At 48.6% G+C, this 21,993-nt stretch carries 21 protein-coding genes and 1 riboswitch; of the genes, 10 read left to right on the plus strand and 11 right to left on the minus strand.

Annotated features, from left to right (window positions below):
* Positions 1–104: 104 nt before the first annotated feature.
* The 4 genes from JIG40_RS16800 to JIG40_RS16815 all read left to right on the plus strand — a co-directional run bounded on the left by JIG40_RS16800 (position 105) and on the right by JIG40_RS16815 (position 4,105).
* Complete coding sequence (locus JIG40_RS16800) at positions 105–995, plus strand: LysR family transcriptional regulator (RefSeq protein ID WP_020330587.1); 891 nt, start codon at positions 105–107, stop codon at positions 993–995.
* Positions 996–1,095: 100 nt separating this feature from the next.
* Positions 1,096–1,386 carry a YebG family protein gene (locus JIG40_RS16805; protein WP_004729512.1) on the plus strand — a complete coding sequence of 97 codons (291 nt, stop codon included), beginning with the start codon at positions 1,096–1,098 and terminating at the stop codon, positions 1,384–1,386.
* Between the two features lie 273 nt (positions 1,387–1,659).
* Positions 1,660–2,691, plus strand: coding sequence for a 2,3,4,5-tetrahydropyridine-2,6-dicarboxylate N-succinyltransferase (gene dapD / locus JIG40_RS16810; RefSeq protein ID WP_020429831.1), 1,032 nt, complete (start codon positions 1,660–1,662; stop codon positions 2,689–2,691).
* A 225-nt stretch (positions 2,692–2,916) separates the two neighbouring features.
* Positions 2,917–3,016, plus strand: a riboswitch (purine riboswitch).
* Between the two features lie 81 nt (positions 3,017–3,097).
* Positions 3,098–4,105 carry an adenosine deaminase gene (locus tag JIG40_RS16815; protein ID WP_199465686.1) on the plus strand — a complete coding sequence of 336 codons (1,008 nt, stop codon included), beginning with the start codon at positions 3,098–3,100 and terminating at the stop codon, positions 4,103–4,105.
* Between the two features lie 63 nt (positions 4,106–4,168).
* On the opposite strand, the gene JIG40_RS16820 is transcribed toward JIG40_RS16815, so the two are convergent.
* Both JIG40_RS16820 and JIG40_RS16825 read right to left on the minus strand, forming a co-directional pair.
* Positions 4,169–5,353 carry an NnrS family protein gene (locus JIG40_RS16820; protein ID WP_199465687.1) on the minus strand — a complete coding sequence of 395 codons (1,185 nt, stop codon included), beginning with the start codon at positions 5,351–5,353 and terminating at the stop codon, positions 4,169–4,171.
* Between the two features lie 173 nt (positions 5,354–5,526).
* Complete coding sequence (locus JIG40_RS16825; protein ID WP_032081751.1) at positions 5,527–6,624, minus strand: GNAT family N-acetyltransferase/peptidase C39 family protein; 1,098 nt, start codon at positions 6,622–6,624, stop codon at positions 5,527–5,529.
* A 206-nt stretch (positions 6,625–6,830) separates the two neighbouring features.
* Between JIG40_RS16825 and JIG40_RS16830 the strand changes: the two genes are divergently transcribed.
* From JIG40_RS16830 to JIG40_RS16840, 3 genes are all read left to right on the plus strand, one after another.
* Complete coding sequence (locus JIG40_RS16830; RefSeq protein WP_020330581.1) at positions 6,831–8,282, plus strand: RimK family protein; 1,452 nt, start codon at positions 6,831–6,833, stop codon at positions 8,280–8,282.
* Between the two features lie 48 nt (positions 8,283–8,330).
* On the plus strand, positions 8,331–9,272 hold the full coding sequence (locus JIG40_RS16835) for a zinc transporter ZntB (RefSeq protein WP_199465688.1): 942 nt from the start codon (positions 8,331–8,333) through the stop codon (positions 9,270–9,272).
* A 105-nt stretch (positions 9,273–9,377) separates the two neighbouring features.
* Positions 9,378–9,929: a gamma-glutamylcyclotransferase family protein gene (locus JIG40_RS16840; RefSeq protein WP_199465689.1), complete on the plus strand. Its 552-nt coding sequence runs from the start codon at positions 9,378–9,380 to the stop codon at positions 9,927–9,929.
* On the opposite strand, the gene JIG40_RS16845 is transcribed toward JIG40_RS16840, so the two are convergent.
* Positions 9,926–10,270, minus strand: coding sequence for a tRNA-binding protein (locus tag JIG40_RS16845; RefSeq protein WP_020429823.1), 345 nt, complete (start codon positions 10,268–10,270; stop codon positions 9,926–9,928). The genes JIG40_RS16840 and JIG40_RS16845 overlap by 4 nt on opposite strands.
* A 150-nt stretch (positions 10,271–10,420) precedes the next feature.
* Positions 10,421–11,467 (minus strand): galactose-1-epimerase, encoded by a 1,047-nt coding sequence (gene galM, locus JIG40_RS16850; protein WP_199465738.1) that lies wholly within the window; start codon positions 11,465–11,467, stop codon positions 10,421–10,423.
* Between the two features lie 336 nt (positions 11,468–11,803).
* On the opposite strand from galM, the gene JIG40_RS16855 reads away from it, so the two are divergent.
* The 3 genes from JIG40_RS16855 (at position 11,804) to JIG40_RS16865 (ending at position 15,409) form a co-directional block, all read left to right on the plus strand.
* On the plus strand, positions 11,804–12,895 hold the full coding sequence (locus JIG40_RS16855) for a phosphatase PAP2 family protein (protein WP_199465690.1): 1,092 nt from the start codon (positions 11,804–11,806) through the stop codon (positions 12,893–12,895).
* Between the two features lie 103 nt (positions 12,896–12,998).
* Positions 12,999–14,144, plus strand: coding sequence for a chromate efflux transporter (gene chrA, locus JIG40_RS16860; protein ID WP_199465691.1), 1,146 nt, complete (start codon positions 12,999–13,001; stop codon positions 14,142–14,144).
* 104 nt (positions 14,145–14,248) lie between these two features.
* Complete coding sequence (locus JIG40_RS16865) at positions 14,249–15,409, plus strand: HD domain-containing phosphohydrolase (protein WP_199465692.1); 1,161 nt, start codon at positions 14,249–14,251, stop codon at positions 15,407–15,409.
* On the opposite strand, the gene JIG40_RS16870 is transcribed toward JIG40_RS16865, so the two are convergent.
* The 7 genes from JIG40_RS16870 to JIG40_RS16900 are packed head-to-tail and all read right to left on the minus strand — an operon-like array spanning position 15,403 to position 21,992.
* Positions 15,403–16,425, minus strand: coding sequence for a tetratricopeptide repeat protein (locus tag JIG40_RS16870; RefSeq protein ID WP_199465693.1), 1,023 nt, complete (start codon positions 16,423–16,425; stop codon positions 15,403–15,405). The two genes, JIG40_RS16865 and JIG40_RS16870, sit on opposite strands and share 7 nt — an antisense overlap.
* A 7-nt stretch (positions 16,426–16,432) precedes the next feature.
* Positions 16,433–17,389, minus strand: a complete 957-nt coding sequence (locus JIG40_RS16875; protein WP_024373264.1) for a type II secretion system F family protein — start codon at positions 17,387–17,389, stop codon at positions 16,433–16,435.
* A gap of 1 nt (position 17,390) precedes the next feature.
* Positions 17,391–18,356, minus strand: a complete 966-nt coding sequence (locus JIG40_RS16880) for a type II secretion system F family protein (protein ID WP_047457804.1) — start codon at positions 18,354–18,356, stop codon at positions 17,391–17,393.
* A gap of 9 nt (positions 18,357–18,365) precedes the next feature.
* Positions 18,366–19,826: a CpaF family protein gene (locus JIG40_RS16885; RefSeq protein ID WP_024373265.1), complete on the minus strand. Its 1,461-nt coding sequence runs from the start codon at positions 19,824–19,826 to the stop codon at positions 18,366–18,368.
* Between the two features lie 17 nt (positions 19,827–19,843).
* Entirely contained in the window at positions 19,844–21,067 is a 1,224-nt protein-coding gene (locus tag JIG40_RS16890) for an AAA family ATPase (RefSeq protein ID WP_195714784.1), read from the minus strand.
* A gap of 11 nt (positions 21,068–21,078) precedes the next feature.
* Positions 21,079–21,567, minus strand: a complete 489-nt coding sequence (locus JIG40_RS16895; protein ID WP_024373267.1) for a TadE family protein — start codon at positions 21,565–21,567, stop codon at positions 21,079–21,081.
* On the minus strand, positions 21,564–21,992 hold the full coding sequence (locus JIG40_RS16900) for a TadE family protein (protein WP_024373268.1): 429 nt from the start codon (positions 21,990–21,992) through the stop codon (positions 21,564–21,566). Before JIG40_RS16900 ends, JIG40_RS16895 begins: the two co-directional genes overlap by 4 nt.
* Position 21,993: the final 1 nt, after the last annotated feature.

The raw sequence follows: 21,993 nt of genomic DNA on the forward strand, positions 1-21,993 counted from the left end.
GGTCATCAACCGCGTCGTATTCGGGAATGGGGGCATAATACGCTTGCACTACGTTTGAATATATCTAATTATTCCTAACAGACGTTCAATCTAACTTAACGAAAATGGCATCCAATATTTCCCTCAAACAGTTGCGCGTGTTCACCACCATCACGCAGCACAAAACCCTGACGGCGGCGGCCGAGGTGCTGTTCCTCTCCAAAGCGGCGGTCAGCATGGCGCTCTCGGAATTGGAGAAGCAACTCGGGCACGCGCTGTTTGATCGGGTCAACAACCGGTTGATCCTCAATCAGGAAGGGCAAAAGCTCTTGCCGTTGGCCGATGAACTGCTCAGCCGCGCCAAAGATCTCGATCACCTGTTTGAAGATAACCAAACCCTTTCCGGCCAACTGCGCATCGGCGCCAGTGACACCATCGGCAATCAGGTCGCGCCCTATTTACTCAGCGCCTTTCGCGCCCAGTTTCAGCATCAGTCGCAAAGCCTGTTTATTTCCAACTCGGCGCTGATCTGTCAGAAACTGGTCGACTACGAGCTCGATATTGCGCTGATTGAAGGTAAAACCCTGCACCCGCAATTGATGTCGACTCAATTCAGTCAGGACGAAATGTGCATCGTGTGCGCGCCGAATCATCCGCTGGCGAGCAAAGACAAAATTGTGCTCAGCGACTTTGAGCACAGTGAATGGGTGCTGCGCGAAGCCGGTTCCGGCTCACGAGAGTTTTTCCTGCGCGTGATGGCACCGCGCATTGAGCAGTGGCACGAAGCGTTTGAACTCAACACCACCGAAGCGCTGATCAACAGTGTTTCCGCCGGGCTGGGCTTTGGCTGCCTGTCGCGCCTTGCGGCGCAAACCGCGATTCGTGACGGGCGCGTGCACGTGCTCAATGTGCCACTCGACATGAAGCGTCGCTTTTGGGTTCTGGTGCATAAAGAGAAATATCAGAGCCCGCTGCTCAAGCGTTTCATCGAATTCTGCCATGACTGGCCAGCATGATGCGGCAGCTCTCAGTTTGACGTCGCTGGCTGGACTTTTGAGTTTAAAAACTGTATAAACAGCCAGTAATTTTTTAGCAAAATAATGTAGAGGATGAACCATGGCTGTCATCGTTAAGTACGTGGTGGAACGCAACGGAGAAGAGAAAATGACTTTTACCTCGAAAGCCGAAGCTGACGCTTATGACAAAATGCTGGACACAGCAGATGAGCTGTTCGAGCTACTGGGTAAAAGTGAACTGATCGAAGACGAAGCGAAACAGGAAGAGCTGGCAATGTTCCTGGCACAGAACAAAGAAGAGATTCTTTACGCTCTGGGCGCAAAACGTAAACCGACCCCAAAAAAGCCTAAAGCGGTAAAAACCGAAGACGCGGTTGATGACGCAGCTTAACTAGACGCTAAGCCGCTGCTCAGGCAGCGGTTTTTTTATCTCTGTCGTTCAGACAGGTCAGCACTGGGGTATGTTTGACACCCTACTTCCATCTAAAGAGATATGTCTCCAAAAAGACAAAAAGTATCGTTCTACGGACGGATCCTTTTTTTACCCTTTCTTCTCCGAAAGAGTCTCTCTATGATGATTTCAACGCATTATGCGGTAGCGACGACGCTCAACTCGCCGCTATCAGGAAATAATTTTAAAGCTTAACGTTTAATGGAGACCAACATGGCGAACTTTGCACTGGGCTTTGGTACTGCAACCAAAAACCGCGACGGAAAAATCATTGAAGTATTCTTCCCGACTCCGATTCTGAACCCAAGCGATCAGCTGGTTGCTGATTTGGCGGCAGTGGCTGGCTACAGCGAAGGCAACCAAGCGTTGGAAATCACCGCAGCGCAAAGTGCCGAGCTGGCCAAAGTATTTGCGGCCAACGATCAGGCGGCAAGCGCAGCGTTTGCGGAAAAAGCAGCCGCTTCGGCCCAGCCTTTGGTGTTGGTAATTCTGGCGTCAGATGACAAACCACAAAGCGTGGCAGAAGGCTTTTTGAAACTGCAACTGATCTCAAACCGTCTGGTTCAGCCTCACGGCACCGTACTGGATGGCATTTTTGGTCTGCTGCACAACATCGCCTGGACCAACGAAGGCCCAATCGACTTACCTGAACTGGCAGAGCGCCAAATCGAAGCTCGTCTGGCTGGTCGTACGCTGAGCGTCGATTGTGTCGACAAATTCCCGAAAATGGTGGACTACGTGGTGCCAACTGGCATTCGTATCGCCGATACCTCGCGCGTTCGTCTGGGCGCACACGTGGGTGAAGGCACCACCGTGATGCACGAAGGTTTCATCAACTTCAACGCAGGTACAACCGGCGTGAGCATGGTTGAAGGCCGTATTTCTGCGGGTGTACTGGTGGGCAACGGTTCTGATATCGGCGGCGGCGCATCGATCATGGGTACTCTGTCTGGCGGCGGTAAAGTCGTGGTGTCTATCGGTGAAAACTCACTGCTGGGTGCCAACTCAGGTCTGGGCTTCCCGCTGGGCGACCGTTGTACTGTGGAATCGGGTCTGTACGTGACTGCCGGTACTAAAGTACGCATGCTAGATAAAGATGGCAACGAAGTGGAAATCATCAAAGCACGCGATCTGGCTGGCGTGTCTGACCTGCTGTTCCGCCGTAACTCTCAGACCGGTCAGGTTGAGTGTCTGGCGAACAAATCTGCGGTTGAACTGAACAGCGAACTGCACAGCAACAACTAAGTCAGCGAAAAGCCATGAACTTGCCACGAATGCGTCGGCAAAATTCAAAAGGATAACGGTAAAAGGTCAGCTATTGGGTTGGCCTTTTTTGTTATCAAAATTCAGAGGGTTGAAAAAGGTTTCTGCTCAATAGTGGCGTTTTGGCTCGATTCGGTTATCATTTAATGAATTTCCGCATGCAATTCAATGCCTCTCGGGCGACGAGAACTCGTCAGTGGCGAGACGCGGAAATCAGCATTGTTGCTTCGTATAACCCCACTGATAGGGTGTGGGGGTCTCTACCAGAATCCGTAAAATTCTGATTACGAAGAGTTAAGCGCACGATCGCTTTTCTCTTTGTATGGCCCAACCAAACCACCCAAGGTGAAAAGCGATTAATCTCAACTTTTTGATTAAGAGCCAATATATGAAAGAATTTATTCAGCAACTACCGAAAGTAGAACTTCACCTGCACATTGAAGGGTCGCTGGAGCCTGAACTGATGTTCGACCTCGCCCAGCGTAACCAGATTGCGATTCCCTTTTCTTCCCCGGATGAAGTGCGTGCGGCCTACCAGTTTTCTAATCTGCAATCTTTCCTCGATATTTACTACCAAGGCGCCAACGTTCTGATCCACGAGCAAGACTTTTTCGACCTCACTTGGGCTTACCTGCTGCGTTGCCAACAAGACAACGTAATGCACACCGAAATTTTCTTCGATCTGCAAACGCACACCGCGCGCGGCATCGCGTTTGAAACGGTAATTAATGGCATTACGCAGGCGCTGGAGAAAGGACAACAAGAACTGGGCATCTCCAGCCAGCTCATCATGTGTTTCCTGCGCCATCTGAGCGAAGCCGACGCCATGCTCACTCTGCAACAGGCATTGCCGTACAAAGACAAGATTGTCGGTGTCGGTCTCGATTCTTCGGAACAGGGTCATCCGCCGGAAAAATTTCAGCAGGTATTCCGTCAGGCGCGCGAAGCGGGCTTTATTGCCGTGGCGCATGCTGGTGAAGAAGGGCCGGCACTGAATATTCGCAACGCGATTGATCTGCTTGGTGTACAACGCGTCGATCACGGCGTGCGCTGTGTCGAAGATGCCGCTCTGGTACAGGAGCTGAAACAGACCCGAATGCCGCTGACGGTCTGCCCGCTCTCCAATCTGAAACTCAAAGTATTTACTGAAATGGAGCAGCACAACATTGTCGATCTGCTGCGCCAAGGGCTATGCGTGACCATCAACTCTGATGATCCGGCCTACTTCGGCGGTTACATGACCGATAACTTTATGGCGGTGGCCAACGCACACCCGATGTCACACCGAGAACTGGCCCAATTTACCCTCAATGCAATTGAAGCGAGCTTCATCTCTGACGCTGAAAAAGCGCACATGAACGCGAAAGTGCATGAAGTGCTGGCGCGCTTTGCGTAAGCGCTGACTACCCCAGAAACACAAAAGCTGCGCCCTGCGCAGCTTTTTCTTTTCATCTTATGCTTAGCCGGGATGGCCGTCCGCCCTTGGTGTCAGCAACATAACACCAAACCGTGCCACAAACAGGCCAAATGCCAGCGCCCACAAACTGGCGCTAAGGTTCAGCCATAACATCATATGCACTGGCCAGAAGGCAACGCCAATACTGCGCACCAACGCCGCCAAGAGCAGCGCAGAAAATGCCAGCACCATGTTCGGCCCCTGATAAATGGCACGGCCGGTATGGCCCATGGTTACACGCGCGATCATTGCCAGAATCAGCCCTGCCAGCGCGCCAATCGCAAACAGATGCAGCATATTGTGCGAAACGAAATGATTGCTGACAAAGCCACGCACCAACAAGCTGAGCGGAATACAGGCGTAAGCTGTATGCAGTGACCACACTAAGGGTTCACTGAGCGTGCGCCACGGCTGCCAACGCAGCCAGCGAACCAGTTGCGCTACTCCTGCCAGCAGCATCAGCGGCTGGCCTAATTGCGCTTCAGCGAGCGGGAAGAAACTGATCACAAACAGCGCAACCAACGGGCCGTTGGCCAGCACATCCAACCACAATTTAGAGCCTGCTTTGTCAAACTGAAAACGGCGCGCAGTGAAAAAGGGAATCACCCGCCCGCCCATTACTGACAACAGCAATGTAAACCACCACAACATCGCCTGCCACACCGCAGAGGAAGAAAACGGCGGCATGCCTTTGATGGTGGCATAACTGGCAAAGTTGGCCGCAATCGCAAGAACAAACAGCGGGACAAAAAACAGATTACGCCAGCCTTTGGCTTTCACCACACGAATGCCAATTTCGTACGCCGTCAGCACCAGAAACAGCGCTTCAATGCTCGACGTCAGCCACAGAGGAATCGGCGTCCAAAACAGCACGCGTACCAGCAACCACAGCGCTACCAACAGTGCTAAGCGCGTGCTTTTGGTACCGGGAATGCCGGTCCAGTTTTGTACGGCCGTGAGCAGAAATCCGGCCACGATCGCCATAGCAAAACCAAACAGCATCTCATGTACGTGCCACCACAACGCGGGCACACGCAGCGCGTCCGGCTGACCATGTTGAAACATCCACACCCAGGCCACCACGGCTATCACCGCGTACACGCTGCCCAATAAAAAGAATGGCCGGAAACCCAAGCGCAACCAAGCTGGAATACGTTCTTCAACCCGCTTATCGACGATATTTAACACTCTGACTCCTTATCCCCAGTTCAGGTTGTTTTACTTACCTAGGCATAAACCGAGCCAGAAAATTAATCATTAAATATCAATAAATTAAAAACAATCCTTTCGTTTTCGAGTCAAATAAACACAACAAAAAAGGAGTCATTAAGACTCCTTTAGTTATTTATGACTCACTAGAACTATTGTGAATCACGACGGCTGATCACCACACAGGCAATTTGCTTTTGCTTGCCAAAACCGAGGATCTGCGACAGCGCTTTTTTGCCCACCGGCACATAGGCCGACGCCACCGCATGATCTTCCGATTCGGCGTGCGGATCATGGAAAAAGAAGAACTTGTCGCTCATACCGCTGAGTACGATCCAGTGCGGCTCTTTCTTGCCGTCAAAGCGGTAGGTACTGATCAGCAGCAGCACGCACGATCCCTGAGCGACCCACTCTTCGAGCTGAGCCTGACTTGGCGGCGCATCGATCATTTCTACATCTTCGTCGGTCAGTTGACGGCAAAAATCCTGATGCACCAGCTCAATGACCGCCTTTTTATTCGGATCGCGCACACTGTCGATAAACGGCGTACTGCGCGACTGGTTCCACAGCTCAACATGAAAACCCCGGCGTGCCGCAGCAAGCGCCAAGCCTTGACCACTGCAACCACCATGGCCGGCCGCCATGAAAATGGTGGTCGCTTCACGCCACAGTTGCAGCTCCTGCGTCCGGCTCGGTTCATAGCTTTCATCCAGATATGAAAAGCTCATCATCAGACACGCGGCACCACAGGTAAATGGTGTGGTTTGCACGTACAGCGGCATCGGTAGCTGAACTTTTTGACCATGGGGTGTTAAACGTTTCTGCATGCGACGGCCATCACATAAATCATCATAGTAATGGATGAGCAGCTTCAAAGTTTTATAGCCCATTTTTTCATATAAATTTATGGCTGCTATATTGTCTTCACGTACTTCTAGCCGTAATGTAGTAGAGCCTTGATCAAGAGCGGCACGCTCGCATTGCTCGACTAATGTCTGAGCAATCCTCCGTCCTCTGAAATCGGGTTTAACGGCAATCGAATACAACCTTGATAGCTGTGTACCTTGATGAAATAGTAGCAATGCATATCCAGCCAGTTCCTCACCGGCGTCTGCCACGAAAACAATCGCCTGGTTGGAGTGTAAAAAACGCTTCATTTGACGCGGGGAAATTTTATCCCCATCAAAAAGCTGTTGTTCTAACGCATTAAGCGCAGTGAGATCAGCACCTTTCGCAAGACGAAAGTCCATACGATGTCCTTACTGGGTTTACAGGATAGTGGTTGGCAAGATTGCGACTCAATTTACCCAAAGTACTTGGCGTTGCAGCCAGATGAACAGCGAGTGAGTTCCCATGAGCATAGCTCACTATGTGATGGGGCAGACAAGCGCAGTCGACAATGCGGCTTCAAGTCAGAGGGTTATAATACACCTATTGTGATAGGAAAAAATTAACTATGGCAAACCTTTTAATCGTGACAGACCAGGCCAGTGACTGGCAGCAATATTTCCCATCAGAACAAGTCATCAGTGTCGATCAGTACCTGGATGCCGATTGGAAAAACAATCACCGCAGTCTGCAAGTGGTGAACCTGTGTCGCGATTACGACTACATGAGTACCGGCTATTACTGTTCTTTAATGGCGGAAGCTCGTGGTCACCGTGTTATTCCTCGTGTGATGGCGATTAATGACATCAACCAGCCGTTTTTACTGTCCAGCGGTCTGGTTAAACTCAACAAACTGTGCAAACACACCGAGTCGATTCACTGCAAAATATACTTTGGCCGCACTCCGGAGCCAGGGCTGGAAAAACTCGCTCGTCGTCTGTTTGAACAGTTCATGGTGCCCGTGATTGAACTGGCGATGACCAAGTTCCAAGGTCACTGGCAGATCAGCAAAATCGCACCTTTCCCATTTCAGGATTTGGCCGATCAAGAACAGGATTTCTTCATCGAATCGCTGGAACAGTTCTCGAACAAAATCTGGCGTAAACCGAAGCAAGAGAAGAAATACCGTTACGACATCGCCATGCTGGTGGATGAAGAAGAGAAAATGCCGCCGTCAGATGCTTCTGCCCTGAAGCGTTTTCGCCGTGCAGCCAACCGCTTGGGTATGAACCTAGAAACCATCTCACCAGACGATTTGTCACGTTTGGGCGAATTCGATGGCTTGTTCATTCGTGCCACCACCAACATCAGTAACTTCACCTACCGTTTTGCCAAAACGGCCGAGAAGATGGGCCTGGTGGTGATGGATGATTCCGAGTCAATCATGAAGTGCACCAACAAAGTCTTTCTGACCGAGTTGTTGCAACGCAACAATGTTCCAGCGCCTAACAGCGTCATCGTACAAGGCTATGATCCCAACTGGAAAACGTACCTGATGGAACACCTCGAGTTTCCAATGGTGTTGAAGATTCCGGATGGCGCCTTCTCGCGCGGAGTGGTGAAAGTGCGCAACGAACAGGAGTTGGAAAAAGAAGCCACCGCGCTGTTTGAAAAAAGCGTGCTGATCCTGGCGCAAGCCTTTATGCCGACCGATTTCGACTGGCGTATTGGTGTACTCAACCACCAGCCGATTTTCGCCTGCAAGTACATGATGAGCCGTGGTCACTGGCAGATCTATCAGCACCACAGCAGTGGCCGGGTTTCCTCCGGTGGTTTCGAAACGCTGGATTTGAAACAGGTGCCGAAGCAAGTCGTCGATGTGGCGGTCAAAGCGGCCAACCTCATCGGAGGTGGTCTGTATGGTGTTGACTTAAAAGAGATTGACGGTCAAGTTTATGTTATCGAAGTCAATGATAACCCGAGCATTGACCACCATGTCGAAGACGCCTTCCTTGGCGATCTGCTTTACGACCGGGTGATGACCGAGTTTTTACGCCGCATTCAGATGCGTGGATTCTAAAATTAAAAGCCAGGGTAACCCCTGGCTTTTTAGCATAAGAGGATAGTTATGGATTTTCTCATCGATCACTGGCGTTTTAGTGAAGATCAAGCCGTTCAGCCTGAGGGTAAACCACAAAACATTGAGCCCGGCCACTGGTATCATTGCCAACGTGACGCCGCCGGTGTGCGCGAATGGCTGGTCAGTAACGCCATTCCGGCTTCGATTGTCGATAGCTTGCTGGCCGAAGATACTCGCCCGTTGTTTGAACAGTACGATGATCAGAACTTCTTGCTGATCCTGCGTGGCGTCAACCTGAACGAAAATGCCGACCCGGCCGACATGCTCAGTGTGCGTATTCTGTATTACAACGGCGCACTGATTTCGAGCCGCAAAATTCCATCCAAAACCATTAATACGCTACGCAATGCGCTACTCGAAGGCAACGGTCCTAAGAGTCTGGCGGAACTGGTACTGGGTATCGTCGATGGCCTCAACCGCAATATCGACAGCTATCTGGATCTGGTGGAAGACAAGATCACGGCATTCGATGACGAAACTGAGCTCAGCGAAGAGCTGATGAATACGCACAAAGCGCTGCTCAAAATCAAACGCTTCATTAAGCCGCAGCAATACGCCATCGATGATTACCAGAATTCCAGTGTGCCGCTGGCCAGCAACAAACATTTACGCCTGCGTCACAGCGTCAACACCATCACGCGCATCAACGAAACGCTGGACTTTTACCTAAGTGAGCTGGAGATCATCAAAGGCGAGCTGCGCCAGTATCATGCCGAGAAAATGAACCAGAACACCTATCTGTTCTCGGTCATTGCGGCGATTTTCCTGCCCACCAGCTTTTTAACCGGCCTGCTTGGTGTTAACGTGGGAGGCATTCCCGGCACAGAATCACCGGTCGCATTTGGCGTATTCTGTTTAGGCCTGGTGGCAATTTTTGGATTGGAATTCTGGATTCTGCGCCATTTGCAGTTTTTCAGCAAACAACCATAGCGAGAAAAGTGCGGCAAGCCTTTTATTTCGCGAACAAAGACACAAACAACCGCGCCATTTGCAGACTCAAACTGCAACTGGCGCACAAGAGGTAATGGAGTCAACATGTACATTTTTGGCTATGGAAGCCTGATGAATTCCGCATCCCGTCAGCTTACTGGTAACACGGGAAAAGCTCTGCCCGCCACCGTACACGGTTTGATACGCTACTGGGGCAAAATCGATGACAGCTATGTCATTTCACCGCTCGTGGTGAATCCGGGTGAGGGCCAGGTCAATGGTGTATTACTGGAAATTGATGAGGCCGCATTGGCAGAGTTTGACCGCCGCGAGCGCGGCTATCAACGCATCGCGCTGACAGCGGAACAAATTGAAACGGAAGCGGAATTTGACCGCGAGCGGGAGATCTGGGTTTACGTGACCGAGCAGCACCAACCGCCGTGCGAGCGTAGCCCGATAGTGCAAACATATGTCGATACGGTTCTGGCTGGCTGCCTGGAAGTGTCCGAAGCATTTGCTCGTCACTTTGTCGAACATACCGTCGGCTGGCATCATCCACTGGAAAACGATCGCCATGCGCCGAAATATGGCAATCTGGCTGGGGTTTCACCCGCGCACCATTCAGTCATTGATGACCTGATTGCCAACGTACGTTAAACAATACGAACCCCCGAGGCAATCGGACGCTCAGGGGTTAACAGCACACTCTCTTCACCATCAACAGTTTCTGCGCACAGCAGCATGCACTCAGAAATCTCACCGCGCATGGTCACTGGCTCCAAATTACACAACACAACAACCTGGCGATCCATCAGCTCTTCCGCACGATAATACGGCACCAGACTGGTCACGGTTTGCAATGTCTGCTCCCCGACTTCAATCTGCACAATATAAAGTTTGTCTGCGTTGTCGTGCCTTTTAACGTCCCGAATTATACCCACTCGCAAATCGAGCTTGGCAAATGCGTCGTAACCGACGGTGTGAAAGGTTGAGTCCATAGCTGAGTTCCGGAAAGCAAATAATCGCTCACACTAGCAAGCCCGCACAAAAGCACAAGCGCCTTTGAACGGAACTATGAAGACTCGCACGTCGTTGACGTGGTAAGACCTCCCCCATGACAGAGGCCAATCACGCTTTACCGTGTGGTCTTAGTGGCTCTCATCCGTCAGCAGAAACTGATACACCGTGGTATAGGCGTATTCTTGTTCAGGAAGCAGCATACAACTCTCCTGCTGCCATTCTGGATGGTTAGGTGAGTCGGGCAAGAACTGGGTTTCCAGCGCGAGTCCTTGGTAATCGCTATACTCTGTCCCGTTGCGTCCCGGCGTGCCCTGCAACCAGTTCCCGCTATACAGCTGCATCGCTGGTTTATCGGTAAAGACCTTGAGCGTGACCTTTTCGTCATCGGATACCAGTGTCGCTGCACAAGCCCCCAGCCGGCACTCTTCATTCAACCAGTAGCTGTGATCATAACCCTTGGCGAGAGCCTGCTGCTCGTCGCTCATCAGATCCTGGCCAACGGTTTTCATGTAGCGAAAATCAAATCCCGTATTCCTCACACTCTGCAACCCGCCAAGCGGAATCGCCGTTTCATCTGTCGGCAGGTAACACTCCGCATTGATGGACAGCTTATGCTCAAGCACATTCGCCCCTGACTCCGCCCCCATCAAGTTGAAATACGCATGATTGGTCAGGTTAATCGGGGTCGCTTTGTCGCTGTTCGCCAGATAGCGAATGCAGACTTCGTTAGCGTCAGTCAATTCATACGTCACTGACGCGGTCACATTGCCGGGGAAACCTTGTTCGCCATCTGCAGAATAAAGAGAAAACACCGCTGTCCGCTCTGACTTGCTGACCAGAGTCCAGCGGCGATGGCTCCAGCCCAATTTACCTCCGTGCAAGCAGTTGGCTCCTTGGCTGGCGACCAGTTGCACAGTTTGCCCGTCATACTCATATTGAGCCTGAGCGATTCGATTGGCGTAGCGTCCGACCGTCGCGCCAAGAAATGCACCTTGAGATTCAAACGCAGCCATGCTGTCCACGCCCAGCACGACTTCACGCTCTTGTTCGCCAAGCGGCAACCGACAACTTAACCACGTGGCACCGATATCCATCAAGACAATACGCATTCCATGCACATTGCTTAACTCAACGAGCTGGGCAACACGCCCATCTTGAAAACTCTCGCGAGTCATCGACTCAAACAACGGGTTAGCCACGATAAACCTCCGAATATTTGATCATCGATTTCACTCCCCTAACACAGACTTCCAACCGCCATTTCATGCGCCAACATCCAGAATCAACAAAGATTAATGAACGAAGTTTAGCAACTTGCCATAGCAATATGCTGTGACTCCCTTGGCATTAATGAAAACGTTTCACCGATATTATAACCATGTATAAACACGCGCCAGACTAAAGGCTAAACTTATAAGTGAGTGAGTTGACAATGAAAAATTAGCAAACTGAACAAAGCCGGTCGCAATCTGCACTAAACTGATATGACAAATGGATAGCAGAGTGGCTCAATGGAATTTCGAATCACAAGCCCAAATTGGCATGAAGAGTGGCAGAGCCTGAAACTGACTCTTGCCGAAGATAAGATCATCTATCTCTATGTGTTGATTCTGATTCTTTGCATCTATGGCGCAATCTCGTTCGGTGGTATTGAGACCAAACTGCATTACCGACTTACGACCTATCTGGGGTCGATGGTACACACAACCAGTATGACGTTTGTGCTCTGGTGTACATACTTCTATTGTCACATGCTCAAAAACCGTATCGCACACCCAACAGTTCATCTGCTTAAAACCGTACTTGCCTTCTTTTCACCACTCTCGCGCCCGTTGGCATGCCTGTTAACCCTGTTGTGTGTCAGTGTGGTGCTATCCAGTTATACCTACATGAAATCCATCATTCCGGATATTCAGTTTTATCAGTACGATGCGTTGTTTTATCAGTTGGACAAAGTACTGCACGCTGGCTTATCACCATGGGAAATCACCCACGCTATTTTTGCTCACCCGCTGGCGACCTTAATACTCAACTTTTTCTATAATCTGTGGTTTTTCGTGATTTGGGGGGTACTGGTGTTCTTCATTTTGTATCGACAAAATCAGGCGATAAGGTTACGTTTTTTTCTGTCCTTCATCACATGCTGGTTAGTGCTTGGTTGTGTGCTAGCCACCCTACTTTCGTCAGCAGGCCCTTGTTACACAGAACTCCTCAATTCCTCTTACAACTACTACACTCCGTTGATGCTGCGCCTTCAGGAGCAAAACCAGTGGCTACAGCAAAACCATCTTCCCGAGATCTGGGCATTGAACATTCAGGATGTGCTCTGGCATCAATTTGAAGCACGTGATCAAGGCATAGGTTCAGGTATATCTGCGATGCCCAGTATGCACGTGTCTATGGCGGTATTGCTCGCCCTTGCGGTTTCGGCATTGCATCGCAGATGGGGGTATCTGGCATGGGGCTATGCCTTGATGATCCAAATTGGTTCGGTTCATTTAGCTTGGCATTACGCTGTCGATGGTTATGTCAGCACATTGCTGACTGTCATAATTTGGCGTTCAATGGGCTGGCTGACTCAAAAGTCTGATATCCCACGCTAATGTCATAAAACTGCTGTATTTTCTTACAACTTTCTAGTTGAGCCTGAGAATCACACCTTCTACATTGCCGATCAGGATACAAGCGACATGCAAGCAGGATAAGATGTTAGACATATTCAGAACCTTTTTCACTTTAGGCTGGGTCAGCTTTGGCGGACCAGCCGCGCATATCGGCTACTTTCGCCAAGCGTTTGTTCAAAAGCGAGGCTGGCTCACTGATGACGAATACGCTCAGATTGTTGCGCTCAGTCAGTTTCTGCCGGGCCCAGGCTCAAGCCAGGTTGGATTTGCAATCGGATACCAGCGTGCGGGCCTGTTTGGTGCGTGTGCAGCCTTTTTAGGTTTTACTCTGCCATCCGTCATATTAATGCTGCTGATTGCGTTATTGAGCAGCCAGCTACTCAATCAGCCGCTGTTTTTGCATATTGTTCATGGTTTGAAATTGCTGGCCGTGCTGGTTGTCGCTGATGCGGCTTGGGGTATGTATCAGAACTTCTGCCGCCAGAAACTTACCATTTTGCTCTGCTTAGTGACCGCTATCGTATTGCTCTGCGTACCGACTCTCACCACCCAAATGCTGGTATTGATTGTTGCCGCACTGGTTGGTGCATCACAGCTCAAAGGAGCTCCCCCCAAAGAAGCGACCAAGGGCTATTCGCTTTCATGGGTGCCTCTGGCGCTGTTTGCGCTCCTCTTTTTCGGTCTGCCTCTCGTCAGCTCGTATTCTTCACTGCTCAGTGTGTTCGACCACTTTTATCAGGCTGGCAGCTTAGTATTTGGTGGTGGGCACGTTGTGCTTCCACTGTTGCAAAATACGCTGGGAGATCAAATAACTTCAGATATATTCTTAACGGGTTACGCCGCGGCTCAGGCGGTTCCCGGCCCCATGTTTACTTTTGCGACTTATTTGGGTTATGCGCTAGATCCAGACTCTCCAATCACTTCAGCTCTTATCGCGACAGTGGCTATTTTTCTACCCGGTTTTCTGTTGCTTCTGGGTGTGATTAAGCATTGGCGTGCTTTAGCTGCTATCCCTGCCATTAACGGAGCGCTGGCGGGGGTGAATGCTTCTGTTGTCGGCTTACTGATCGCTGCGTTATATCAACCGGTATTCAGCAGTGCTGTATCGACAACCTTTGATATTGCCGCCATTCTGCTTGGCTTTGTGCTGATGAAAATACTTCGTTTGCCCATTCTGTTGATGGTGATTTATTTTGCGCTTGCGGGTATTTCTTTGAGCTTAATTTAAGTCAAGTTTGGGTGGATTTTGTTGGTGTTCTGTTAGCCGTTTCATCTGTGCATGGCCTAAACTTAAGTACTGGGGAACGGAAGCGCAGGCATGGAGGCTAAAACATGAACACCCACAGCAAATCTGGTGATCACAGTTACTTTCCGACGGCGGGTACACTGAACAACCAACTGGCCGATATCCACCATCGATTGTTAGTCACTGAACCAGAAATTGATCGCATCTCTTTCGCTCTGTATGACAAAGAGAATGATTTGCTGAAAACCTATGCCGACAGTACCTTCCACGGTTTTGAACTGATGCATTACGAGTTCCCGTTAGCCGAATTGCCTGCGTTGAAATTATGCGCCCAATCTGGCGAATGTCGCTATGTGAATGACATCCCCTTGGAGTTAAAGCCCAACTACCCACACACCAAGTGGCTTATCGATCAGGGGTTTCGCTCATCGCTGGCAATCCCGGTTTATCACGATAGCGAGTTCATTGGTTTTATTTTCCTGAACTCCTGCCAAAGCCATTTCTTCAGCGAAGTGAAAAATTTCATGCTCAAACCCTATATTGAGATTTTGCGTTTCGTGGTCACTTCGGAATACGACCTTGTCCATACGTTATTGGAATCGGCCAATCATGTAAACGCCAATTCTCCCGAGCATTTACAAGAGTCTCGGGAGCACAGAGAGCGCATCAGTCGTTATGCAAAAGTCATCGCGCTGGAGGTCGCTCCAATCTACGATCTCGATGATGAGGCAATTGAGAATATCAGTCAGTTTTCCAAATGCCACGATATCGGCAAATTGGCTGTCCCCGCCAGTGTTCTGACCAAACCTTGTGAGTTAGAAGCCGATGAGCGTGAACAGTTAAACGGGCATGTGGAAAAAGGGGTGGAAATCATCAATCACATTATCGATGACATGGGAGCACCCAATCACCCTTGTGTGTCTGTGTTGAAGGAAATTGTGGCGTACCATCATGAGTTTCTTGATGGCAGCGGTTACCCGTATGGCCTGACTCAAGATCAGATTCCGGTATCCGCACGCATCATTGCGGTTGCCAATGTGTTTGATGCCTTAACCAGTCATCGCCCTTACAAACAAGCTTGGTCCGTCCCATTTGCATTGCTGGAACTGGAGAAGATGGTTTTGGCTGGCAAACTGGACAGACATTGTGTCAATGCCCTGCGCTACCATCAGGAATTTCTGAAGAAAGTCATCGAAGCCTATCCGGAGCCGGATCCTTCAGACAGGCTTACACCTCCGCATCACTGAACTGTGGTCGCAGTGCCTTTCTCAGCCGCGTTTGCCCGTACCTCTAACAACGCTCGCTCAAGGTTCTCATTCGCCACTTTGTAGTAAGATGGCTTTTTGTCGATCGCTTGCTGCAAGTAAGGAATCGCTCTTTCCGGTTTTCCTTGTAACATCAGGAAATAGCCCACGTTATTAAGCGCTTCCGGTGCGTCCATAAACTTCATAAACACATTCAGCGCACGCTGTTCTTCGCCACTGGCCAAGTAAATCAGAGCGAGATTATTCTGAGCCCGCTGGTTGTTTTGGTCCTGCTCAAGCGCAGACATCGTATAGCGCTTCGCATTGTCGTAATCCCCACTCATGTAGTAGGAATACCCCATGTTCATTAGTGCCTTGCTGGATTTCGGCTCGATTCTTAGTGCATGCTTGTAGAGAGCCTTCGCAACATCATGCTGGGCTTTAACATCATACAAAATGCCTAACCCCATATACGCCAATGCCGGAGACTGATTATCACTACTGAGTTTGTCGATGCTGGCAATGGAAATGCTATTGAGGGCAATGGTTTCACGGCTCGCTAAACGAAGTTGGTCTGCGTTAATCGCGCGAATAAAATAGCTCTCCCCTTGCTCCACATCCCCTTGTTTGGTGTAGTTTGAACCGAGTTGCTCAAGCACTTTGATGTTATTTGGATTGGCTTCCAACGCCATCAGGTACGCTTTCTCTGAAAGTGCTAAATTGCCTCTCGCCTGATGGATGCGTCCGATGGTGTACAGGGTTTTGTCTTTATATTGAGCGTTAGGGAAATCCAGCGAGCGCACATACTCATACAGCGCCAGATCGGTATTGTTACCTTTGAGGGCATAATCGCCGCGTTTAATCGCCTCCACTTCTGTCATTGGTGCCGCTTCAGCATCAAACGTTTCGACTGGCCGACCATCGTAAAGCTCGTTTTCAAAAGGTTTGGGAGTATTCTGGGAGGAAGCACACCCCACCAATATCATCAGCATGATGAAAATAGTACTGCGTCTTATCATAATCACCTCAGCGTCCAAAATGTGCAGTCAAAGACAGGATTGAAGGCCCCACTGCGACGATGAAAAAGCAAGGCCAGACGAACAATAGCAATGGAAAAATCATTTTAGTTGGAATTTTTGCCGCAATTTCTTCAACTTCTTGATTGCGTTTATCTCGAAAGTCTTCAGTGTAATCACGCAACGTTTGAGAAATACTGCCACCGATACGAGAAGCATGGGCGAGCATACTGACAAGGCCACTGATCTCTATCAGGCCAGTGCGTTCTACCAGTTGTGCCATCGCTTCTGACATTTCAACCCCAGCTTTAATTTTGGCACACACAGTATCAAGCTCATCAGCCAAATCTGGATGAGAAATCATCAATTCATCGGCGACGCGGCGCAGTGCAGCATTAAAACCTAAGCCAGATTCCGTACATACCACCAACAAATCCAGCGCGTCAGGAATGCCGCCTTTGATGCGGGATTTGCGTTTTTTCACCATTCTATCCAACAGAAAATTGGGCAAAAACAATCCCATCGCCACACTGAAAATCACAACCAACTTCAGATTTTTCATATCTGGATACAGGAAATACAGCAGAGCACTGAGCGCCACACCAGCTAAAGTCGACAACACTTTTAATGCGTAAAAGGTCGTGAGTGCGCTGGCATCGTGATAACCAGCATGCATCAGTCTATGACGAACACTCTCCCGTTCCTTAATATTCTTGGGCGACATAATGGGCGCGATAGATTCTAATGTGTTATGAATTCGGTCGCGTTTTTTTGCGAGATGACCACCTGATTTAACCGAACTCTCTTTGCGGATTTCTTCTAATTGACGTTTGATAGGCGCTTTGGTGCCAACAAAAATAAGGGCAACCGACATAATCAACAACACAGTGGCGATTAAAATTAATCCGAGAAAGACATTCTGTTCGGTCAGTTGAAATGAGGATAATGCAGTCAGTAAATCGTCCATATTACACCTCGAAATTTATAATTTTTCTCATCCATAACGAGCCAATAAATAGGCTCACAACCCCATAGCTAATCAGCCCCATGCCTCGAGGGTCTTCGTACAGGGGTGCCACGTAATCCGGACGCAGAAAGGACATCACCACAAACAGAACAAAAGGTGATAACACCAGAATCCAAGCAGACATACGACTTTCTGCGGAAATGGTTTTGATTTTTCGGGCCAATTTAAATCGGGCTCGTAAAACTTTAGACACTTTGTCGAGGTTCTCGGACAAGTTACCGCCAGTCTCCTTTTGCAACAAAACTGCACTTGAAAATGCCAGCATCGATACGGTAGGTGTTCGATCTGCCATCTGCATGATAGCCAGACGCATGTCATAGCCATAATTCAACAGGTTAAACGTATTTTTAAATTCGATACCAATCGGTGCAGGCATCTCATTACCGACTTCATTGAATGCCTGAGTGATTGGCTGGCCTGCCTGTAACATGCGACGAATAATATCCAGTGCATCTGGTAACTGCTCTTCAAATTTGGACAAGCGATCAGAGATTTTTTTTTGCAGTATCATGTGCAGACATACCCACACGAAAGCGACGGCAGCAAGACACAGATACCAAAGCTGTCCGAGAATGAGCAAAAGTAGCCCTACACCTAAGCTCAGAATCGTTGTTACACCCAGCGTTTGTGACAAAGACCAATCAAACCCCGACAGTTCAATTGTTTTTTTCAACGAAGCAAAGGCTTTAACCTGCACCAATCTGCGATCCAGTGGTGTCAGGCTTTTCAGATAGTGCTCTTGCAACAAAGAACGGCTTTCTTCGTCAAGATTGGATTGTGTTTCTTTGAGACGATTAGCCAGTTCTTTGTGCTTCGCCTTGCTCCCCGCAGCGGGCAGAATCAGTGCCTGAGAAATGAACACAACTGCAAAAAACAGCAACACAAAAAACATCGTGATATCTTGCATAGAGACCTCCTATTGGTACGTCTCATTAAAAATTTCGTACGGTAGATGGAAGCCCCGTTTAGATAGCGATTCATGGCATTGAGGAATAACACCTGTTGCCGTGTAGTAACCAACGACATTTCCTTCATCATCCATGCCCTGACGCTGGAATTTAAAAATTTCCGACATCGTAATGATGTCGCCTTCCATGCCGTTGATTTCAGATACGCTCACCATGCGGCGTTTACCGTCTTCCTGACGTTCCATCTGAACGACCAGATGAATGGCCGAAGCGATCTGCGCACGCAGGTTTTTGGTCGAGATATTCCAGCCCGCCATCGCGAACATATTCTCAACCCGGCTGAGCGCATCACGTGGAGTGTTGGCGTGAATGGTTGCTAATGAACCATCATGACCGGTGTTCATGGCCGCTAACATGTCGACTGCTTCACTGCCGCGCACCTCACCAAGAACGATTCGATCTGGTCGCATACGCAGTGAGTTTTTGACCAAATCACGCTGAGTAATTTCACCTTTGCCTTCGAGGTTTGCCGGACGCGTTTCCAAACGCACGACGTGAGGTTGTTGCAATTGCAACTCCGCCGAGTCTTCAATGGTGATAATGCGATCTTCTTTGGGGATAAAGCCAGAAAAGATATTGAGCGTGGTCGTTTTCCCTGAACCCGTCCCTCCGGAAATCAGTATGTTCAGCTCTCCCTTGACGGCAGCTTCTACAAATTTAGCCATTTGTTCAGATAATGAATTGAACGACAAAAGGTTATCCATCGTCAGTTTATCTACAGCAAATCGGCGAATCGACACTGAAGGCCCGTCAAGAGCCAACGGTGGAATGATGGCATTCACCCGTGAGCCATCGGCCAAGCGAGCATCTACCATCGGAGAGGCCTCATCAATACGTCGACCAACTTGGCTAACAATGCGGTCAATAATATTGCGTAGGTGGCGATCATCGAGGAATGTATAAGGCGTGCGTTCCAGTTTACCGCGGCGTTCCACGTAAACACTCTTAGGCCCATTAACCAGAATATCGGAAACCGTTGAATCGTGTAGCAGCGGTTCCAATGGCCCCAAACCAAACACTTCATCTTCGATCTGTTTGATCACACGCTTACGGCCTTCAGCACTCAACGCATGCGTTTGGTCATCAGCCATTAGTTGCACAATGGCATCATGCAGATCTTTTCTTGCGCGGTCTTTTTCCAGACTGGAAAGCAGTGCCAAGTCTAACGTTTCCAACAAGCGCTGGTGGTAATAATGTTTGACCGCCAGTTCTTGCTCCAACTGCTTACGAGCATCATCGATTTCTCGATTTTTGGTTTCAGACTCTCGTAATTTCTTCTCCAAAGGACTTTCATCCTGCTTGGGTCTGGACTCCGAAAATGCTGATTTAGACTCAACATTAGGAAGATCATCAACTTTTAGCACCTGGTCTTGAAACTCGGCATTGATGTTTTTTCTTTTGAAGAACATGCAACCCTCCTAATCCATCAGGAAAATAAACGCTTAATCCAACCTTTTTTCTCTTTCACTTCAGGCGCTAACGTTTGTGATAACTCAATTACCGATTTGGTAATTGAACTGTTTTTCTTTGATTCCACCACGGGTTTACCTAAATTGGCACTCTCAATGGCGGCTTTAAAATCATTGGGAATCATGTGAACTTGAACACCAGTAATTGTCTGCTCAATATCCTTCAGTTTGATTTGCTGGCGCTTTTCATATCGGTTCACAATGATTTCTATCTGTTCTTTAGAGATGCCGTATTCGAGCATCAACGACTTCGCTATACGCGATGTATTTTTAATGCCCACCAAGTTTTGTTGCGTAACAAGAAAAACCTTCGACGAATGAGATAAAACTGGCGAAAACATTCGATCGACACCTATCGAGAGATCTACAAAAATATAGGGGTAGTATTCCATCAATGTCGGTAACAATTTCCCTAGTTGCATGGCTTTATCAAAATTCTCATTGTGGTTTTCATGTTTAAAGCTTAGTACATGTAATCCCGATGAGTGCTTCGAAACCAAACTGTGCAGCGAAATTTCATCTAAGTCAGCGACATTCGCGATAGCGTCATTGATACTGTAGACCGGATTGATATTGAGATAATCCATGATCACTCCGAAATGAATATCAAGGTCAAGCAACAACACTTTATTTTTATGCTGCAGCGCGACTTCAACCGCGGTATTTAGCGCAATCGTCGTCGCTCCCGAGCCACCTTTGGTATTGAGAAATACAAACAATTGACCGAGTTTTCTGGCCGCAATTTTTTCTTCAGCAGCATTTTTCAACAGCGGAATAAGATCTTCTAACGAGGACCTGTCAGAAACGAAATCAGCGGCTCCGATTCTTAAAGCAATTTTTAATGCACCATTATCGCTTTCATCACCGAATACAATTAAAGAGGTATTCACGTCATCTTCTTCTACCTCGGGACTTTCATAATTCTGCAACTCAATCACTTTTTGCGCCCAATTTGGTCCAGTTTCAACAAAGATCAAATCTGGCGGCGAAAAATGTTTGAAGCTCTCAGACATCACACCGTGAAGAGAAATTACCTCATAACTAATACTGTGGCATTTCGATAACTCACTCATCATGTGAAGTTTAAATCGGTCACTAGAATAGAGTACCCACACCGATAAACTGGTTTTAAGTCTGATATTACTGCTGTCACCTCGCGATAACTTCACGGCTTCTCCCATATCAATCCCTCTCAGCAATCGGTTTTATCGTCAGGATCTGAAGAGTCTGGACGTAAAATACCTAACGACTCCGAAGGTAAAGTGGTCTCAAAATCCGGTACTGATACGACGCCACTGTTACCTAAAAAACTTAACAACCCAGAAAACTGGTAGCTGTATCCCGTCACTCGTGCCCTGACGTAATAAATATCTGCATAGTGAGATGCTGGTGGTTCAGCAACTTTTGCACCATCAGATCCCAAGTATTCAATAACCAAATTTGATGATGTAAAACCATCTGGCGCTCCATCATTAAGTGCAAGTGATGGTATGTCCGGATCTGACACCACGCATACTGTCGCGAAACGGGCCGCTTTTCTTGTAATGTTATTGATTGTCTGAATTGAGTACACATACATGCCTATTTCCATAATAGCGAACAGAATAAGCAACAATACAGACGCCAAAAAAGTAAACTCAACCAGGGTCATACCCCGCTGTATACGGCGAACAACTTTCATAATGTCGTCCTCATAACAGCCGATGCACTAAGTACAATATTATTCATAAGCGAAGCGGGCAGAATATTGACAAGGGGTACGTAGGTGTAGCTGGCCGATACAACCACGTACTTGTCTGCGTGAGTCACGGTAACGTTCGCAGTAGTCAGCGTCGTTAATAATGCAGTTCCCGTCCCGGCTTTATTTCCATACACCACCATATTCTTAATGTCCGCGACCTCAGCAATGGAGTCGGACGATGCTGTACCATAAATATCAGTCACCGCAAATCGACAACCATTCTGTACTAGCTTGCTCAGCGTGTTGTAACGCACGAAAGCATTGCCAAACTCTATAATTCCGCCGAGCAGAACGAGTAATAGCGGAACGGTGATGATGAATTCAACCGCAGCTAAGCCTTTTTGTTTTTTAACGAACCTTTTCATG

Origin of the sequence: Vibrio sp. bablab_jr001 (assembly GCF_016464285.1) — a bacterium.
GTDB classification, from domain to species: Bacteria; Pseudomonadota; Gammaproteobacteria; order Enterobacterales; family Vibrionaceae; genus Vibrio; species Vibrio fluvialis.

Excerpts from the sequence above, each read along its gene's own strand:
- JIG40_RS16800 (WP_020330587.1), top strand. The coding sequence starts at position 105 with ATGGCATCCAATATTTCCCTCAAACAGTTGCGCGTGTTCACCACCATC.
- JIG40_RS16805 (WP_004729512.1), top strand. The coding sequence starts at position 1,096 with ATGGCTGTCATCGTTAAGTACGTGGTGGAACGCAACGGAGAAGAGAAA.
- dapD (WP_020429831.1), top strand. The coding sequence starts at position 1,660 with ATGGCGAACTTTGCACTGGGCTTTGGTACTGCAACCAAAAACCGCGAC.
- JIG40_RS16815 (WP_199465686.1), top strand. The coding sequence starts at position 3,098 with ATGAAAGAATTTATTCAGCAACTACCGAAAGTAGAACTTCACCTGCAC.
- JIG40_RS16825 (WP_032081751.1), bottom strand. The coding sequence starts at position 6,624 with ATGGACTTTCGTCTTGCGAAAGGTGCTGATCTCACTGCGCTTAATGCG.
- JIG40_RS16830 (WP_020330581.1), top strand. The coding sequence starts at position 6,831 with ATGGCAAACCTTTTAATCGTGACAGACCAGGCCAGTGACTGGCAGCAA.
- JIG40_RS16835 (WP_199465688.1), top strand. The coding sequence starts at position 8,331 with ATGGATTTTCTCATCGATCACTGGCGTTTTAGTGAAGATCAAGCCGTT.
- JIG40_RS16840 (WP_199465689.1), top strand. The coding sequence starts at position 9,378 with ATGTACATTTTTGGCTATGGAAGCCTGATGAATTCCGCATCCCGTCAG.
- JIG40_RS16845 (WP_020429823.1), bottom strand. The coding sequence starts at position 10,270 with ATGGACTCAACCTTTCACACCGTCGGTTACGACGCATTTGCCAAGCTC.
- galM (WP_199465738.1), bottom strand. The coding sequence starts at position 11,467 with ATGACTCGCGAGAGTTTTCAAGATGGGCGTGTTGCCCAGCTCGTTGAG.
- JIG40_RS16855 (WP_199465690.1), top strand. The coding sequence starts at position 11,804 with ATGGAATTTCGAATCACAAGCCCAAATTGGCATGAAGAGTGGCAGAGC.
- chrA (WP_199465691.1), top strand. The coding sequence starts at position 12,999 with ATGTTAGACATATTCAGAACCTTTTTCACTTTAGGCTGGGTCAGCTTT.
- JIG40_RS16865 (WP_199465692.1), top strand. The coding sequence starts at position 14,249 with ATGAACACCCACAGCAAATCTGGTGATCACAGTTACTTTCCGACGGCG.
- JIG40_RS16870 (WP_199465693.1), bottom strand. The coding sequence starts at position 16,425 with ATGATAAGACGCAGTACTATTTTCATCATGCTGATGATATTGGTGGGG.
- JIG40_RS16875 (WP_024373264.1), bottom strand. The coding sequence starts at position 17,389 with ATGGACGATTTACTGACTGCATTATCCTCATTTCAACTGACCGAACAG.
- JIG40_RS16880 (WP_047457804.1), bottom strand. The coding sequence starts at position 18,356 with ATGCAAGATATCACGATGTTTTTTGTGTTGCTGTTTTTTGCAGTTGTG.
- JIG40_RS16885 (WP_024373265.1), bottom strand. The coding sequence starts at position 19,826 with ATGTTCTTCAAAAGAAAAAACATCAATGCCGAGTTTCAAGACCAGGTG.
- JIG40_RS16890 (WP_195714784.1), bottom strand. The coding sequence starts at position 21,067 with ATGGGAGAAGCCGTGAAGTTATCGCGAGGTGACAGCAGTAATATCAGA.
- JIG40_RS16895 (WP_024373267.1), bottom strand. The coding sequence starts at position 21,567 with ATGAAAGTTGTTCGCCGTATACAGCGGGGTATGACCCTGGTTGAGTTT.
- JIG40_RS16900 (WP_024373268.1), bottom strand. The coding sequence starts at position 21,992 with ATGAAAAGGTTCGTTAAAAAACAAAAAGGCTTAGCTGCGGTTGAATTC.